Origin of the sequence: Promicromonospora sp. Marseille-Q5078 (assembly GCF_050315395.1) — a bacterium.
Classification (GTDB): Bacteria; Actinomycetota; Actinomycetes; order Actinomycetales; family Cellulomonadaceae; genus Isoptericola.
In genome coordinates, this window is record NZ_JBNPQG010000001.1 from 805,618 (window position 1) to 819,625 (window position 14,008).

A 14,008-nucleotide genomic window follows, 5' to 3' on the forward strand; every position below is an offset into this window, starting at 1 on the left:
GTCCGAGCTTCTCTATCTCGCGACTCGGGGTTCTCTCTCTCGGCGAGGGCTTACTGGCCGGTGCGGCCGTCGATGCACTCGCGCAGCAGGTCCGCGTGCCCGGCGTGGCGCGCGTACTCCTCGACGAGGTGCTCGAGGATGTCGCGCACGGTCGAGCTGGTGCCGTCGAACGGCACGTCGCGCCCCATGTCCGCGTCCGTCTGCGTCGCGAGCCAGGCGTCGGCGGCCGCGGTCTCGCGCCGCCAGGTGGTCCACGCCTCCGCGACGACCTCCGGGTCCGCGACGGCGCCGTCGAAGTCCCAGTCCGGGCCGCCGTCGGCGACGTAGAGCTTCGGCAGGTCCATCTGGCCCTGCAGCACCCGCCGGGACCAGGAGTGCTCCACCTTCGCCAGGTGCCGCACCAACCCCAGCAGGGACAGGGTGGACGGCGGCACGGAGCGGCGCGCCATCTGCTCGGCGTCGAGCCCCTCGCACTTCATCGCGATGGTGGCGCGGTAGGACCGCAGGTAGGACCAGTGGGTCTGCAGCTCGCCGACCGGGTCTGCCCACTGTTGACGGGGGTCCTGGTCGGGGTCCACCCACAGGTCGGGGAACCGCCGGGCCTCGGATGTGGTCACGGGGTCTGTCATGACGGACATCCGACCCCGCGCGCGGCGCGGGGACAAGATGATTTGAGGCGGGCCCGGTGGCCGTGGGCTAGCGTCACGACGTGCCCGACGACGACGTCGACCCGCTGGAGCGCGTGCGCGCGCTGTGCCTCGCGCTGCCCGAGGCCACCGAACGGCTGAGCCACGGCGAGCCCACCTGGTTCGCGGGGCGGTCGTTCGTCATGTACTCCGACCACCACCACGGGGGACCGCTGGCCGTGTGGTGCGCCGCGGGTCCCGGGGTGCTCGAGGAGCAGGTCGAGCGCGAGCCGGAGCGGTTCTTCCGGCCGCCGTACGTCGGCGTGCGCGGGTGGCTGGGCGTCCGCCTCGACCTCGACGTCGACTGGGACGAGATGGGGCGGATCGTCGCGGACGCGTACCGGCAGGTCGCGCCCGCGCGCCTCGTCGCGCGGCTCGACGGCGCACCCGGCGGGTCGTGAGCCCGCCGTCGCCCTGTGAACGTCGTGTTTCCGGCCGTGCCGAGCGGGTCGCCGCACGCCATGCTGGGGCCGGGGCGGCGCGTCGACGCCGGGCCCCGGGCGGGACGACGGAGTCCACGCCGACGACGAGGAGAAGGAGATCCATGAAGCTCCCACGCACCGTCGCGGTGCTCGCCACCGCCACCCTCGTGGCGACGACCCTCACCGCCACGGCCACCGCCGACGACCGCCGCGACCGGCCGGGACGCGGCCCCGAGCGGGACGCCGGGGCGGTGGGCGCCACGTCGTTCGCCGAGCTGGCGCGCACCGCGCAGCGGTCCGGGCCCGGCAGCGGTACGGCGAACGGCACGAACAACACGAGCGGCACGAGCGGCGCGATCGACATGCCCCGCGCGTACCCGTTCCAGCCCGACCTGACCGTGTACCCGCCGGCCGACGACGACGCCACCGACCTCAACGGCACCATCGGCTACGACGAGATCGCCCCGCGGCTGACGGCGCTCATGGCGTCGAGCGACCGCGTCTCGACGCAGGTCGTGGGGCGCTCCACGGCCGGCCGCGACCTGTACCTCGTGACCGTCACCGCGCCGGAGTCCCGCCGGGAGACGGCGCAGCAGACGGCGTGGCGGGACGAGATCCGCACGGATCCCGGCGACGCCGCCCGCGACCGTCGGCTCGCGCGGGACTACAAGACGCCGCTGTGGATCAGCGCGAACATCCACGGCAACGAGTGGGAGGGCACGGACGCCGCGATGCAGGTCGTCGAGGACCTGGCGACCTCCGACGACCGGGCCACCGCCGCGCTCCTCGAGGACCACCGGTTCTACTTCTCGCTGACGCTGAACCCCGACGGCCGCACGATCGGGCAGCGGGCCACGAGCCTGAGCCTCGACGCCAACCGCGACATGATCACCGGGGCGACGCCGGAGTCGCGGTCGTTCGTCTCGACCGCGCAGGCGCTGCAGCCGCTCTACGCGGCGGACTTCCACGGCTACACCGGGGTGCTGCAGGTGGAGCCGTGCGGCCCGCCGCACGGGCAGAACTACGAGTACGACCTGTTCATCCCGCACGGCTACGCGATCGCGCGGCAGGTGGAGGACGACGTGGTCGCGGCCGAGATCCCCGGGAACACGTACTACGACCCGGCCACGGACGACGCCGTCGACGAGAACACCGGCTTCATCAAGATCCCCTACCGCGACACCCCGTCCGGCTGGGACGACTACCCGCCGGTCTTCACCGCGCAGTACGCGGCGTTCCACGGCGCCACGACGAGCACCGTCGAGCTGCCGAAGGGCCGCACCGGCCCGACGACGACGCCCGAGGACGCCGTGATCAACACGGCGGTGGCGAAGCGGACCATGACCTCGATGATCGACTACCTGGCCGGGCATGACGACGCGATGCTGGCCGACCAGGTCGAGTCGTTCCGGCGCGGGGTGGCGGGGGAGGCGAAGGACGCGCTGACCGTCGACGACGTCGCCGCCGTGCCGGGGCCCGACGAGTGGAAGCAGCACTGGGACGTGGTCGACGACCAGGACCCGGTAGACCTGCCGCGCGCCTACGTGATCCCCGTCGGCGACGGGCAGCGGTCGGCCGCGGACGCCGAGGCGCTGGTGGACCAGCTCCTGTTCCACGGCGTCGAGGTCGGCACGCTGACTCGCAGCACCCGCGTGGACGGCACCACCTACCCGAAGGGCTCGTTCGTCGTCGACCTGCACCAGCCGCTGCGCGGTCTGGCGAACGCGCTCCTCGACCTCGGCACCGACATCTCCGCCAAGGTCCCGTCGATGTACGACATCTCCGCGTGGAGCCTGTCGTCGCTGTGGGGCGCGACGGTCGAGAAGGTCGGGTCGACCACCGACCGGCCGGTCGGGGCGGTGAAGCCGCTGCGCGGCGAGCCGTCCGACGGCGGGGTCCCGCGCCTCGCCGCGTACGTCGCGTTCGACGTCGCCGGCGTCGAGGACTACCGGGCGCTCAACGCGCTGCTCGAGGCGGACGCCCCCGTGTGGTGGCTGGACGACGGCCGCGCCGTCGTCGGGCCGAAGGGCCTGCGGGCGGCGCGCGACGTGGCGAAGGAGCACGACGTCCCGTTCGAGACGGCCACCTGGCGCGACCTGCGTGAGCTGCGCGACGCCCCCGAGCTGGACGACCTCACGGTCGCGTACGCCGGCAACCAGGACGACCTGCTGTCCCTGACCGAGCTGGGCTTCGACGACCTGGTCCGCGTGACGGCGGCCGGCATCGAGGCGGGCGCGGCGACGGGGACGACGGGGCTCGAGGACGCCGACGTGCTGTGGGTCGGCTCGGCGCTGACCCTGCCCGCCGGCAGCGCGGGCCGGTCGGCGGTGCAGGACTGGGTGGACGACGGCGGGTCCGTCGTCGGTCGCACCGCCGCGGCGTTCGCCGTGGCGGAGACGTACGGGCTGGTCGAGGGCGAGGCGGTGACCGGCAACCGCTCCGGCAACGGCATCGTCGACGTCACCACCCCGGACGGCTCGATCCTCGCGCCGCACGAGCAGGACCACGCGTTCGTCTACCCGGCGACGTGGTTCACCGGCCTCGGGGAGGGCACCACGGTGGAGCAGACCTACGACGCCGAGCAGCCCTTCCTCGCCGGGCACTGGGTCCCCACGGGCTCGGGGGCGGACGGGCCGGCCGCGTCCGCGGGGCAGGCGTCCGTCGTCTCCGGCGAGACGGAGTCGGGGGCGCGCGCCGTCGTCTTCGGCACGGCGGTGTTCTTCCGCACCCACCCCAAGGGCGGGCTCGGCCAGGCCGCGCAGGCCCTCTTCTGGGCGACCTCCGGCGACTGACCCCGTCGGTCAGGTGGTGGTGCGGCGCCGCCGCACCACCACCCCGGCGACCGCGGCACCGACCCCCACCGCGGCGCAGACGCCGAACGCCCACCAGAGCTGGGTGCGCAGCGGCACGAGCAGGGCGTCGACGGCGTCGTCCAGCACCTGCCGCCCCGACGCCCCGACGTCGAGCCCGGCGAAGCCCGCCTGCACGGCCTCCGGGAGCAGCAGCAGGAGCAGGAGCATCGCCGCCGCGACCAGGCCGCCGACGACGGCGGCGGTCCACAGTCGGCGCCCGGGCCGCGCGACGACGACGGCCAGCGCGGCGAGGACGACGGTGACCGGCAGCGCCCACGGCGTCCACCGGTCGACCAGCCCGACCGCCGTCTGTGCGGTCGACAGGTCGTCCGACGCGTAGAGCACGATCGTCTGCCCCGTCGTCGCGAAGCCCTCCGGGACGGGCACGCCCCGGTCGCGCAGCGACTGCCCGATCCCCTCCAGGAACGGGTCGAGCGGCAGCGTCACCACGCCGTCGGCCGCGTCCACCGTGTCGCTCTCGTCGCGCAGCACGTCCACCGCGGCGGCGTGCCCCTGGCGGTTCGCCTCCGCCCACACGGGGGCGAACGAGTCCGAGCGGACGAAGGCGTCGGCCGCCTCCCCGACCAGGGGACGCACCGCGGCGGCGAGCAGACCCGAGTCGACCTGGCTCGTCACCGTGTCGGTGAGCGCCTCGGCGACCGCGTCCTGGGTGGTGATCTCCGCGGCGAGCGGCGCCGTCGCCCGCACGTAGGCGTCCGTGTCGAGCAGCGTGCCCTCCGCGTACCGGGCGGGCATCGTGACCACCGCCGCGACGACGGCGAGGAGGACCAGCACGCCGCTGAGGAAGCTCCGCATGGTGGGCACGCTACGCGTCGTCGCGGCCGCCTTGCGGCTCACCGGGCTGCTCATCGGGCGGCTCACCGGGCGACGGGGCCGACGCCCTGGCGGTCAGAGGCCGGTGCGACCGTCGACGCACTCGCGCAGCAGGTCCACGTGCCCCATGTGGCGTGCGTACTCCTCGAGCACGTGCAGCAGCACGTCCCGCGCCTCGACGGTGCCGCCGTCGTACGGCACCTCGCGGTTCATGTCCTCGCCGGCGAACCAGTCGTCGGCCGCCTCGACGGACCGGTGCCAGGCGTCCCAGGCCTCGGCCACGCACGTGTGGTCGGGCAGGGCGCCGTCGAAGTCCACGTCGGGGTAGCCGGGCAGCTCGAACGGGCCGCGGTCGGCGCTGCCCTGCAGCACCCGTCGGAACCAGTGGTGCTCGACGTTCGCGAGGTGCCGCACCAGCCCGAGCAGCGACAGCGTGGACGGCGGCACGGAGCGGCGCGCCAGCTGGGACGGGTCGAGCCCCTCGCACTTCATGACGAGCGTCATGCGGTACCGACAGAGGTACTCCCAGAGGGTCTCCTTCTCGCCGACCGGGTCGACGCCCGTCGCTCGAGGGTCGTTCTCGGGATGCACCCACAGGCCGGGCGTGGTAGAGGTCACGCGCGTAATCTGTCCGAACGCCCGCCGCGGGTCAAGCGGCCCCGGCCCACCTGCGGCGACGTTCCGGCCGCACAGGCGCTGCCGGTAGCCTTCGCGAGCATGAGGGCCAGCCGGACACGAGCTCCTGCGCGGCGCCGCGGCGTGATGGGCCCGGTGCCGGGGGCGTGGCGTCGTCGTTCGACGCTGGCCGCCGCCGGGGCGGTCGCGCTGCTGACCGGCCTCGGCGCCGGGTTCGCCTCCGGCCTCGGCGCCGGGTCGGACGCGACCGCCGAGGGGGACGGCACCGTAGGGCCCGCCGACCCGTGCACGGTGGTGCAGGCCGCGTGGTCGCGGTCCGCGACGCTGCAGCTCGGGATGTCGGTGGACGACCCGGCCACGCTGCGCCGCGGGTTCGTCGGGGCGCGCGACGCGCTCGCCGAGGTGCACCCGCCGGCGGCCGTCGCGGAGGACTGGCAGACGGTGGGGTCGTACGTCGGCACGGTCGCCGACGAGATCGAGGACGCCGACGAGGCCGACACGGCGTCGACGGTGGCCGAGACCCTGGCCGACCTGGACACCTCCGCGATGACGCAGGCCTCGAATCGGATCACGACGTTCCTCAAGGACGGCTGCGGCGCCTCCGACGACGGCACCGACGCCGAGTCCTCCGACCCGCCCGCGGGCTGAGCCGGGCGCGCGGCGCGCGGCGCGGATTTCCACGCGCGCGAGCGGTGGTTCACCATAGGGGGATGCGCCGAGCCCGCCTCCTGTCCCGCCAGCTCCCGGTCGTCGTCGTGGGGATGCTCGTCGCGGGGGCCGGGCTCGCCGGGTGCGGCCAGGGCGGCGACGGCGCGGAGCCCGTGGCGGAGCCCGCGCCCGCGGTGTCCGTCCCGGGCGACCTGAGCATGGGCGTCGAGGGCCAGCCGTCCCGGTCGAAGGCGGCCACCCCGTCCCCGAGCGCGGGCTCGGGCGACGCCGAGAAGCCCGCCGCGGACGCGGAGCAGTGCGCCGAGCTGCAGGTGGCCTGGTCGTCGACCAACCGTGCGCTCGTCGACCTCAGCCCCGAGCACCCGCGCGCGCTGGTGCAGAGCTTCCGCACCGCGGACCACGCGATGGCGGAGGCGGAGCCGCCCGCCGACATCGCGACCGCCTGGGGCACCATGTCCGACTACCTGGGCAGCGCGGTGAGCGCGTTCGACGACGTCGACGAGGACGACGCGAACGCCGTGAGCTCCGCGATGTCGGACGCGATCACCGCGGACGACACGGCGGAGGCGACCACGGCCGCCAAGGACATCACCGGGTTCCTCTCGACGTCCTGCTCGGGCCGATGACGACCGTCGCGTCCACCCCCGTCCCCGGGGCCGCGGGAGGCGCGGCGCCGCTCGTCGACGCCCTGCGCGCCGGCCTCGACTCCGCCGGGTACACGGTGGACGGGGTGGGCGAGGCGCTGGGCGACGTGGCGTCCGCCGCGCTGCACCGCGAGCAGACCGTGCCCGCCCGGCGGGCGCTCGCCGAGGCGGCGCCGGCGCACGAGCCGCGGGCGGCGCTCGCCCGCCTGTTCCTGCTCGGCGACACCGTCCCGCGGTCGGACCTGGACCGCGCGCTGCCGGGGCTCGGCACCTCCGGCGCCCACCGTCTGGGGCTGGTGGACGCCGCGGGCGAGGGCGCCGACGACGCGGTGCGCGCCGTTGTCGACCTGCGCCCGTACGCGGCGGTCGACGCCGGGGGCGAGGCGTCGTGGTGGCTGTCGAGCGACCTCTCGGAGCTGGCCACGGGCGGCCGCCTCGCGCCGGACCACGTGCTGGGCGCGGGCGGCGCGTCCGCGACGCTGGCGCAGGTCACGGTGCGCACGCCGGTGGACCGCGTGCTCGACCTCGGCACCGGTTGCGGCATCCAGGCGCTGCACGCGGCCCGGCACGCCCGCCGGGTGGTGGGCACGGACCTGTCGCGCCGCGCCCTCGGGTTCGCGCGGTTCAACCTCGCCCTCAACGCGCCGCCCTCGGACCGGCGCGTCGACGTCGAGCTGCGGCAGGGCTCGATGCTCGAGCCGGTGGCCGACGACTGCTTCGACCTCGTGGTGTCGAACCCGCCGTTCGTCATCACCCCGCACTCGGGGGCGGCCGGCGCGGCCGTCGCGCAGGCGCTGGGGGACTACGAGTACCGCGACGGCGGGCGGTCGGGCGACGACCTCGTGCGCGACCTGGTGCGCGACGTCGCGCAGGTGCTCGCCCCGGGCGGCGTCGCGCAGCTGCTCGGCAACTGGGAGCACCGCCGCGGGGAGCCGTGGACGGAGCGGGTGGGCGCGTGGCTCGACGCGTCCGGCCTCGACGGCTGGGTGATCCAGCGCGAGGTGCTCGACCCGGCCGAGTACGCCGAGACCTGGATCCGCGACGGCGGCACCACGAGGGAGCGGGAGCCCGCCGCCTGGGCCGCGGCGTACGGGGCGTGGCTCGACGACTTCGCCTCCCGCGACGTGGAGGGGGTCGGCTTCGGCGTCGTCACGCTGCGCCGCCCGTCCGACGGCGCGCGCTCGACGCTGCGGAGGCTCGAGGAGCACACGGGCACCGTGCACCAGCCGCTGGGCGCGCACCTGGCGGCGTCGCTGGCGGCGCACGACTGGCTCGAGGCGCGCGACGACGCAGCGCTGGCGGACGCGCACCTCGTGGTGGCCGACGACGTCAGCGAGGAGCGGTTCCACACCCCCGGCCAGGCGGACCCGAACGTCGTCGTGATCCGGCAGGGCGACGGGCTGGGCCGCGGCGTGCACGCCTCGACCGGGCTCGCGGCGTTCGTCGGGGTGTGCGACGGCGAGCTGGCGGTCGGGCAGATCGTCGGGGCGCTGGGCGCGTTGCTCGACGTCCCGGCGGACGACCTGGGCGCCGAGCTGCTGCCCGCCGTGCGCGGGCTGGTGCGCGACGGGTTCCTGCGCCCGGCGTGACGCCCGCCACACGGGGAGGTCTCCCCGTGGGGCGGGGGAGCGTGTGCGACGCGGGTCCGTCACCATGGTCCCCATGCGCAACCGACAGACCATGACCCGTGCCACCGCCGTGGCCGCGAGCGCCCTGATCGCCCTGGGCCTGGCCGCGTGCAGCGGCTCGGGCGACCCCGACGCCGGCTCGACGGACGCGGGCACCGCTGCCGAGGAGCAGACGGCCGACGAGACTCCCGCCGAGGAGACCCCGGCCGAGGAGTCGCCGGCCGACGAGGCGGCGGGCGACGACGTCTGCGGCGCCGTGCAGGCCCTCACCGACGCGTCGTCCGCGATGAGCGACGTCGACCCGTCCGACCTGCAGCCCACCCTCGACACGCTCGAGGAGCTCACCACCACGCTCGAGGGCGTCAGCGAGCCGCCGGCCGAGATCGCGGACGACTGGGAGACCCTCACGACGTCCTTCCGCACCGCGACGGACGGTCTCAGCACGGCGGTCGAGAACCCCACCGACGCCGACGCGATGACCAAGATCAACGACGCCATGACCGCGATGACCGGCCAGGAGTTCCAGGACGCCGCCCAGGCCGTCGGCACCTACGCCGGCACCCACTGCTGACCCGACCGACCTGACGTCGAGCCCTGACGTCGAGCACCGTCGAGCCCCGCCGAGCCCCGCTCGGCGGGGCTCGCTGCGTCCGGTCCGGCGGTGTCGCCGGCTCGCCCGGGCGGGCCGTCAGCCGATGACGACCGCGGCCTCGGGCCGCCGGTACCGCCGCTGCCGGTCGCGCATCGCGAGGCCTGTGCCGAGCGTGATGGGGCCGAGCCTGCCCAGGAACATCAGCGCGACGAGCACGAGCTGGTGCCAGGGCTGCATGTCCGCGGTGATGCCGGTGGACAGGCCGGTCGTGCTGAAGGCGGAGACCACCTCGTACAGCACCTGGTCGAGGGTGAACAGGCTGGTGGAGAGGGTGATCGCCAGGGTGGGCAGCACGACGGCGGCGACGCCGACGAGCGCCACGGTGAGGGCCTGGCGCTGGGTGCCGGGCGTCAGCCTCCGGTCGAAGACGGTGGCGTCGGGGTCGCCGCGCAGCTCGGCCCAGATGGCGACGGCGAGCACCGCGAACGTGGTGACCTTGATGCCGCCGGCGGTGCCGCCGGACCCGGCGCCCACGAACATGAGCATGTCGGTGAAGAACCACGTGCCGTTGTTGAGCTGCGAGACGTCCACGGAGTTGAAGCCGGCGGTGCGGGGCATGACGGCCTGCGTGAACGCCGCCAGCACCTTGGCCGGCGGGTCGAGCGGGCCGAAGGTACCGGGGTTGCGCCACTCGGCGGCGAGGAAGAACACGGTGCCCACCGCCAGCAGCACGGCGGTGAGCAGCACGGTGAGGCGCGTGTGCACGCTCCACCGCGAGAGCCGCCGCAGGTCGCTGGGGCCGCCCTCGGTGCGGCGCGTGCGGTGCAGCCGCCACAGCTCCAGCAGCACGGGAAACCCGATCCCGCCCACGATGATCGCGGCGCAGATCGGGAGGCAGACCCACGGGTCGGCGACGAACGGCACCAGGCTCTGGCTGTAGATCGAGAACCCGGCGTTGTTGAACGCCGAGACCGCGTGGAACAGCCCGGACCATGCGGCGTGGCCGAGGGACTCGTCGTAGGCGGTCGCGAGGCGGGCGGTCAGCAGCACGGCCACGACCAGCTCGGTGACCACGGTGAAGCGCAGCACCCCGAGCAGCACGCGGCGCACGTCGCCCAGGCCGACCGAGCGCGTGGACTCCGTGGCCACCAGGCGGGTGCCCAGCCCGAGGCGCCGGGTGAGCAGCAGGCCGAGCAGCGAGGCGAGGGTCATGACTCCGAACCCGCCCACCTGGATGAGGAGCAGGATCACGACCTGCCCGAACGGCGTCCAGAACGTCTCGGTGTCCACCACGGCCAGGCCCGTCACGCATGTGGCGGACGTGGCGGTGAACAGGGCCTCGACGAAGCTGGCGTTCCGGCCCGTCGCGCTGACGGGCAGGCTCAGCAGGGCCGTGCCCGCGGCGATGGTCGCGAGGAACGCGAGGGTGACCACCTGGGCCGGGCGGCGCCGGAGGCCGACGGTCGAGGCGGGGGCGGTCACCGGCGGGCGACGGGGCCGGGTCCACGGGAGCGGGGGCACGAACGCCCAGTGTGGCACCCGGGACGGCTCTTCCGTGTCCTGGACGCGCCCTGGCCGTGCGATGGTCACCCTCGTAGCGTGACGTGCGTCGGGCAACCGTCCGGCCCCTGACGGAAGGAAAGCTCCGATGAGACGCACGACCTTCAGGACGCTGGCCGCCACGGCCACCGGGCTCACCCTCGCGGCGACCGCGGCGACGGCGCAGGCCGCGGGCCCGTCCCCCGACGACGACGTGGCGGGCGCGGACCGATATCCGGCCGGCCTCCTGCAGGCCCTGCAGGACGACCTCGGCGTGCCGCACGACCGCGCCGTGCAGCGCCTCGACTTCCAGGACGACGCCGCGGCGGCGCAGGAGCGGCTGCGGGACGCGCTCGGCGACGATTTCGCCGGCGCCTGGCTCGACCCCGAGCGCGACCGCCTGTTCGTGGCCACCGCGGGTGGCGCCGGCGCCGCCGCGGTGCGCGCCGCGGGCGCCCGGGCGGTCGACGCCCGCTACTCGCTGGACCAGCTGGAGGGGTGGGCCGCCGACCTGGGCGACTCCGCCGGGCGCGGCGTCACCGGCTGGCGCGTGGACGTCCGCGACAACACCCTGGTGGTGGAGACGCTGGCCAGGTCGGCCGCCGCGACGAGGGGCGGGCTGTCCGACGTGCTGGACGACGCGGACGTGCCGAGCGCCGCCGTCACCGTCGAGACGACGGCCCAGCGCCCGCGCGTGCTCGACGACGTGGTCGGCGGCAACGCGTACCTCATCAACCGGGCCGCGCGGTGCTCGGTCGGGTTCGCCGTGACCGGCGGCTTCGTGACCGCGGGCCACTGCGGCTCTGCGGGGGACGCGACGTCGACGCCGACGGGCGCGTTCGCGGGGTCGAGCTTCCCGGGCGACGACTACGCGTACGTCCAGGTGGGCGTCGGCAGCACACCGGTCGGCGCCGTGAACGACTGGTCCGGCGGCCAGGTCGCGGTGGCGGGCGCCACCCCCGCGCCGGTGGGCGCCCAGCTGTGCCGCTCCGGGTCCACGTCCGGCTGGCACTGCGGCACGGTCGAGGCGCTCGGCGTGTCCGTCTCGTACGCCGAGGGCACGGTCGACGGGCTGATCCAGACCGACGTGTGCGCGGAGCCGGGCGACTCCGGCGGTTCGCTGCTCGCGGGCGACCAGGCGCAGGGTGTCACGTCCGGCGGGTCGGGGGACTGCACGTCCGGCGGCACCACGTACTTCCAGCCGGTGGGCGAGATCCTCGACGCCTACGGCCTCACCCTGGTGACCGGCTGACCCCGCGAGGTAGTCCAGCTCCCCGCGAGGTAGTTCAGAATTCCGCGAGGTAGTTCGAAAAACGGCGAGGTAGTTCACCTGGGGCGGAGGTGAACTACCTCGCCGAGACTCGAACTACCTCGCGGTTTTTCGAACTACCTCGCGGAATTCTGAACTACCTCGCGGGCTCTTGAACTACCTCGCGGGGACGGTGCGCGGGGCGTCCGGGCCCGCGAGCGCGGCGGCGAGGACGGCCTCGATCGCGAACGCGGTGTCCTCGGCGAGGTCGACGGCGTCGGGGCCGAGCAGCCACTGCACCTGGAGGCCGTCCATGACGCCGATGACGGCGCTCGCGGCGCGGCGGGCGCGACGGTCGTCGAGCTCGACGCCGCGCTCCTGCGCCACCTGCCGCAGGGCCGTGGCGATCTCCTGGCGCAGCACCGCGAAGCGCTCGGTGACCCACGTGGCGGCGGGGTGGCCGTCGGTCACGGACTCGCCCGTGAGGACCGCGTAGGCCTGCACGATGCCGCGCCGCTCGGCGTTCATCCGCGCCGTGGTCATGAGGTGCCGGAACAGGTCGAGCCCGCCGGGGATGTGCTGCCCCTCGATGTGCTCGACGTCCACCCGGTCGCGGTACTCGAGCACCGCCCAGAGCAGCTTGTCCTTGCTGCCGAAGTGGTGCAGCACGCCGGCGTGCGTGATCCCCACCTGCTCGGCGACGTCCACCAGCGACCCCGCGTGGTAGCCCTTCGAGCCGAAGACGCGGGTGGCCGCGCCGAGGATCTCCTCGCGCCGCTCGGCCTTCGAGGGGCGGGTCCGTCGCGGGGGGCTGCCGTCTGCCATGGCGTCACCGTACTTTGACCTTCGTCTGCACAAGTTCTCGTCAGCAGCCAGTACTCCACTGGCTCGGCCGACGCCGTCGCGCGCGTCTCGGCTCCGGGCGGAGCCCCTGCCGGGCACGAGGCGTCGGGCTCGACGATCGACGCGCTGGGCGCCGACCTGAGCATCGAGGAGAAGGCCGCCCGCGTGGACGAGCGGATCCGCCGCGAGGTGTGGCTCGCGTCGGTCGAGCGCCGCGTGCTGGAAGGCAGGTCGGAGCGGGCCGACAGGTGTGCGGGAGCGGGGAGAGGTCCCCACGGTCCGCGTACGTTTCCACCACACCGAGTCGGTAGCGTGATCCCGTGCTCACCGAGACGCGCCCGCTGCCACCGCCGACCCCGTCGCAGGGGACGTCGGGCGTCGGCGCGCCGATCCTGCCGGTCGGCGCCTGGCGCGGGGAGCGGCCCACCCCGCAGGTCCGCACGGCGCCGCGCGTCGTCGCGGCGGTCGCGGCGCTGCTCGCCGCGGTCGGGGTCTGGCTGACCTGGCGGTTCTTCGTCGGGACGGCGGCCGGCCAGCGGGTGGACGAGCTGGCGTTCCTCGGCGCGACGCACGGCCAGGGCCGGCTGTGGCAGGTCGCGGAGCCGGTGCTCGACGTCGTGTCCGTGGCGTTCGTCGTCGCGGGCGTGGGCGTGGCGGTGCTGGTCGCCGCGGCACGACGGCGCTGGGTGCTCGCCCTGCAGGTCGCCGTGCTCGTGGGCGGCGCCAACGTCACCACCCAGGTGCTCAAGCACTGGGTCCTCGACCGGCCCGAGCTGCTCGCCGGCTGGACGGGACCCAACACGCTCCCCAGCGGGCACACGACGGTGGCCGCGTCGGTGTCGGTGGCGCTGCTGCTCGTCACGCCGCGCGCCTGGCGACCCGTGGTCGCGCTGCTCGGCGCCGCCTACACCGGCGCGACCGGGGTCTCGACGCTGGTGGGGCAGTGGCACCGCCCGTCGGACGTCGTCGCCGCGCTGCTCGTCGTCCTCGCGTGGGGTGCCGCGGTGTGCGCGTTCACGCCGGCGTCGTCCACGGACGTGCTGCGCAAGCCGGGCGCGTCGTACGCGGCACCGGGGTCGTACGTCGTCGCGGGGCTGCTGCTGCTCGCGTCGCTGGCCGGCGGCCTCGCCTCCGGCGCCACGCTCGTCGGGCTCGTCACGCAGGGCGACCCGGTGCCGCTGTCGCCGGACCTCACCGCGTACGCGGCGGGGGCGGTCGGGGTGCTCGCGGTGACGGGCGCGGTGTTCGCCGTCCTGCTCGTGCTGCGGCAGCTCACCGCGCAGCCTCGCCTCGCCCCTCGGTAGAGTGCCGCCCGACGGCCCGTGTCGGGGAAGTGACGAGCGGATGTCGTACCGTGACATGACCGGTCGGCCGGCCACTGCCAGCACCGCCGCAGCAACAGGGAAAGCAGGAA

General features: G+C 75.0%; 13 protein-coding genes. 8 read left to right on the forward strand and 5 right to left on the reverse strand.

What is annotated here, in order from left to right; translation table 11 throughout:
- Positions 1-50: 50 nt before the first annotated feature.
- Positions 51-629, reverse strand: a complete 579-nt coding sequence (locus tag ACQFYA_RS03765) for a DinB family protein (RefSeq protein ID WP_499121665.1) — start codon at positions 627-629, stop codon at positions 51-53.
- A gap of 80 nt (positions 630-709) precedes the next feature.
- On the opposite strand from ACQFYA_RS03765, the gene ACQFYA_RS03770 reads away from it, so the two are divergent.
- The gene (locus ACQFYA_RS03770; RefSeq protein WP_499121667.1) at positions 710-1,087 is read left to right on the forward strand and encodes an MmcQ/YjbR family DNA-binding protein; all 378 of its coding nucleotides are present in this window, start codon (positions 710-712) and stop codon (positions 1,085-1,087) included.
- A gap of 143 nt (positions 1,088-1,230) precedes the next feature.
- Positions 1,231-3,900 carry a M14 family zinc carboxypeptidase gene (locus ACQFYA_RS03775; RefSeq protein WP_499121668.1) on the forward strand — a complete coding sequence of 890 codons (2,670 nt, stop codon included), beginning with the start codon at positions 1,231-1,233 and terminating at the stop codon, positions 3,898-3,900.
- Positions 3,901-3,909: 9 nt separating this feature from the next.
- On the opposite strand, the gene ACQFYA_RS03780 is transcribed toward ACQFYA_RS03775, so the two are convergent.
- The gene (locus tag ACQFYA_RS03780; protein ID WP_499121669.1) at positions 3,910-4,776 is read right to left on the reverse strand and encodes a hypothetical protein; all 867 of its coding nucleotides are present in this window, start codon (positions 4,774-4,776) and stop codon (positions 3,910-3,912) included.
- Positions 4,777-4,869: 93 nt separating this feature from the next.
- Positions 4,870-5,412, reverse strand: a complete 543-nt coding sequence (locus ACQFYA_RS03785; RefSeq protein ID WP_499121671.1) for a DinB family protein — start codon at positions 5,410-5,412, stop codon at positions 4,870-4,872.
- A 99-nt stretch (positions 5,413-5,511) separates the two neighbouring features.
- On the opposite strand from ACQFYA_RS03785, the gene ACQFYA_RS03790 reads away from it, so the two are divergent.
- From ACQFYA_RS03790 to ACQFYA_RS03805, 4 genes are all read left to right on the forward strand, one after another.
- Positions 5,512-6,078 carry a hypothetical protein gene (locus tag ACQFYA_RS03790; RefSeq protein ID WP_499121673.1) on the forward strand — a complete coding sequence of 189 codons (567 nt, stop codon included), beginning with the start codon at positions 5,512-5,514 and terminating at the stop codon, positions 6,076-6,078.
- Between the two features lie 62 nt (positions 6,079-6,140).
- Positions 6,141-6,725: a hypothetical protein gene (locus ACQFYA_RS03795; RefSeq protein WP_499121674.1), complete on the forward strand. Its 585-nt coding sequence runs from the start codon at positions 6,141-6,143 to the stop codon at positions 6,723-6,725.
- Positions 6,722-8,332, forward strand: coding sequence for a DUF7059 domain-containing protein (locus tag ACQFYA_RS03800; protein ID WP_499121676.1), 1,611 nt, complete (start codon positions 6,722-6,724; stop codon positions 8,330-8,332). Before ACQFYA_RS03795 ends, ACQFYA_RS03800 begins: the two co-directional genes overlap by 4 nt.
- A 73-nt stretch (positions 8,333-8,405) precedes the next feature.
- Positions 8,406-8,942, forward strand: coding sequence for a hypothetical protein (locus ACQFYA_RS03805; RefSeq protein WP_499121677.1), 537 nt, complete (start codon positions 8,406-8,408; stop codon positions 8,940-8,942).
- Between the two features lie 117 nt (positions 8,943-9,059).
- Here the strand turns inward: ACQFYA_RS03805 and ACQFYA_RS03810 are convergent, their stop codons facing one another.
- Positions 9,060-10,484: a TrkH family potassium uptake protein gene (locus tag ACQFYA_RS03810; protein ID WP_499121678.1), complete on the reverse strand. Its 1,425-nt coding sequence runs from the start codon at positions 10,482-10,484 to the stop codon at positions 9,060-9,062.
- 127 nt (positions 10,485-10,611) lie between these two features.
- Between ACQFYA_RS03810 and ACQFYA_RS03815 the strand changes: the two genes are divergently transcribed.
- Complete coding sequence (locus ACQFYA_RS03815; RefSeq protein WP_499121680.1) at positions 10,612-11,754, forward strand: S1 family peptidase; 1,143 nt, start codon at positions 10,612-10,614, stop codon at positions 11,752-11,754.
- Between the two features lie 174 nt (positions 11,755-11,928).
- Here ACQFYA_RS03815 and ACQFYA_RS03820 read toward each other — a convergent pair whose 3' ends face one another.
- Positions 11,929-12,576, reverse strand: coding sequence for a TetR/AcrR family transcriptional regulator (locus ACQFYA_RS03820; protein ID WP_499121681.1), 648 nt, complete (start codon positions 12,574-12,576; stop codon positions 11,929-11,931).
- Positions 12,577-12,914: 338 nt separating this feature from the next.
- Between ACQFYA_RS03820 and ACQFYA_RS03825 the strand changes: the two genes are divergently transcribed.
- On the forward strand, positions 12,915-13,898 hold the full coding sequence (locus ACQFYA_RS03825; RefSeq protein ID WP_499121682.1) for a phosphatase PAP2 family protein: 984 nt from the start codon (positions 12,915-12,917) through the stop codon (positions 13,896-13,898).
- Positions 13,899-14,008 lie beyond the last annotated feature (110 nt).

What these genes read in the sequence shown, in the direction of transcription:
- ACQFYA_RS03800 (WP_499121676.1), top strand. Translation starts at nt 6,722, where the DNA reads ATGACGACCGTCGCGTCCACCCCCGTCCCCGGGGCCGCGGGAGGCGCG.
- ACQFYA_RS03780 (WP_499121669.1), bottom strand. Translation starts at nt 4,776, where the DNA reads ATGCGGAGCTTCCTCAGCGGCGTGCTGGTCCTCCTCGCCGTCGTCGCG.
- ACQFYA_RS03805 (WP_499121677.1), top strand. Translation starts at nt 8,406, where the DNA reads ATGCGCAACCGACAGACCATGACCCGTGCCACCGCCGTGGCCGCGAGC.
- ACQFYA_RS03765 (WP_499121665.1), bottom strand. Translation starts at nt 629, where the DNA reads ATGACAGACCCCGTGACCACATCCGAGGCCCGGCGGTTCCCCGACCTG.
- ACQFYA_RS03795 (WP_499121674.1), top strand. Translation starts at nt 6,141, where the DNA reads ATGCGCCGAGCCCGCCTCCTGTCCCGCCAGCTCCCGGTCGTCGTCGTG.
- ACQFYA_RS03820 (WP_499121681.1), bottom strand. Translation starts at nt 12,576, where the DNA reads ATGGCAGACGGCAGCCCCCCGCGACGGACCCGCCCCTCGAAGGCCGAG.
- ACQFYA_RS03790 (WP_499121673.1), top strand. Translation starts at nt 5,512, where the DNA reads ATGAGGGCCAGCCGGACACGAGCTCCTGCGCGGCGCCGCGGCGTGATG.
- ACQFYA_RS03775 (WP_499121668.1), top strand. Translation starts at nt 1,231, where the DNA reads ATGAAGCTCCCACGCACCGTCGCGGTGCTCGCCACCGCCACCCTCGTG.
- ACQFYA_RS03815 (WP_499121680.1), top strand. Translation starts at nt 10,612, where the DNA reads ATGAGACGCACGACCTTCAGGACGCTGGCCGCCACGGCCACCGGGCTC.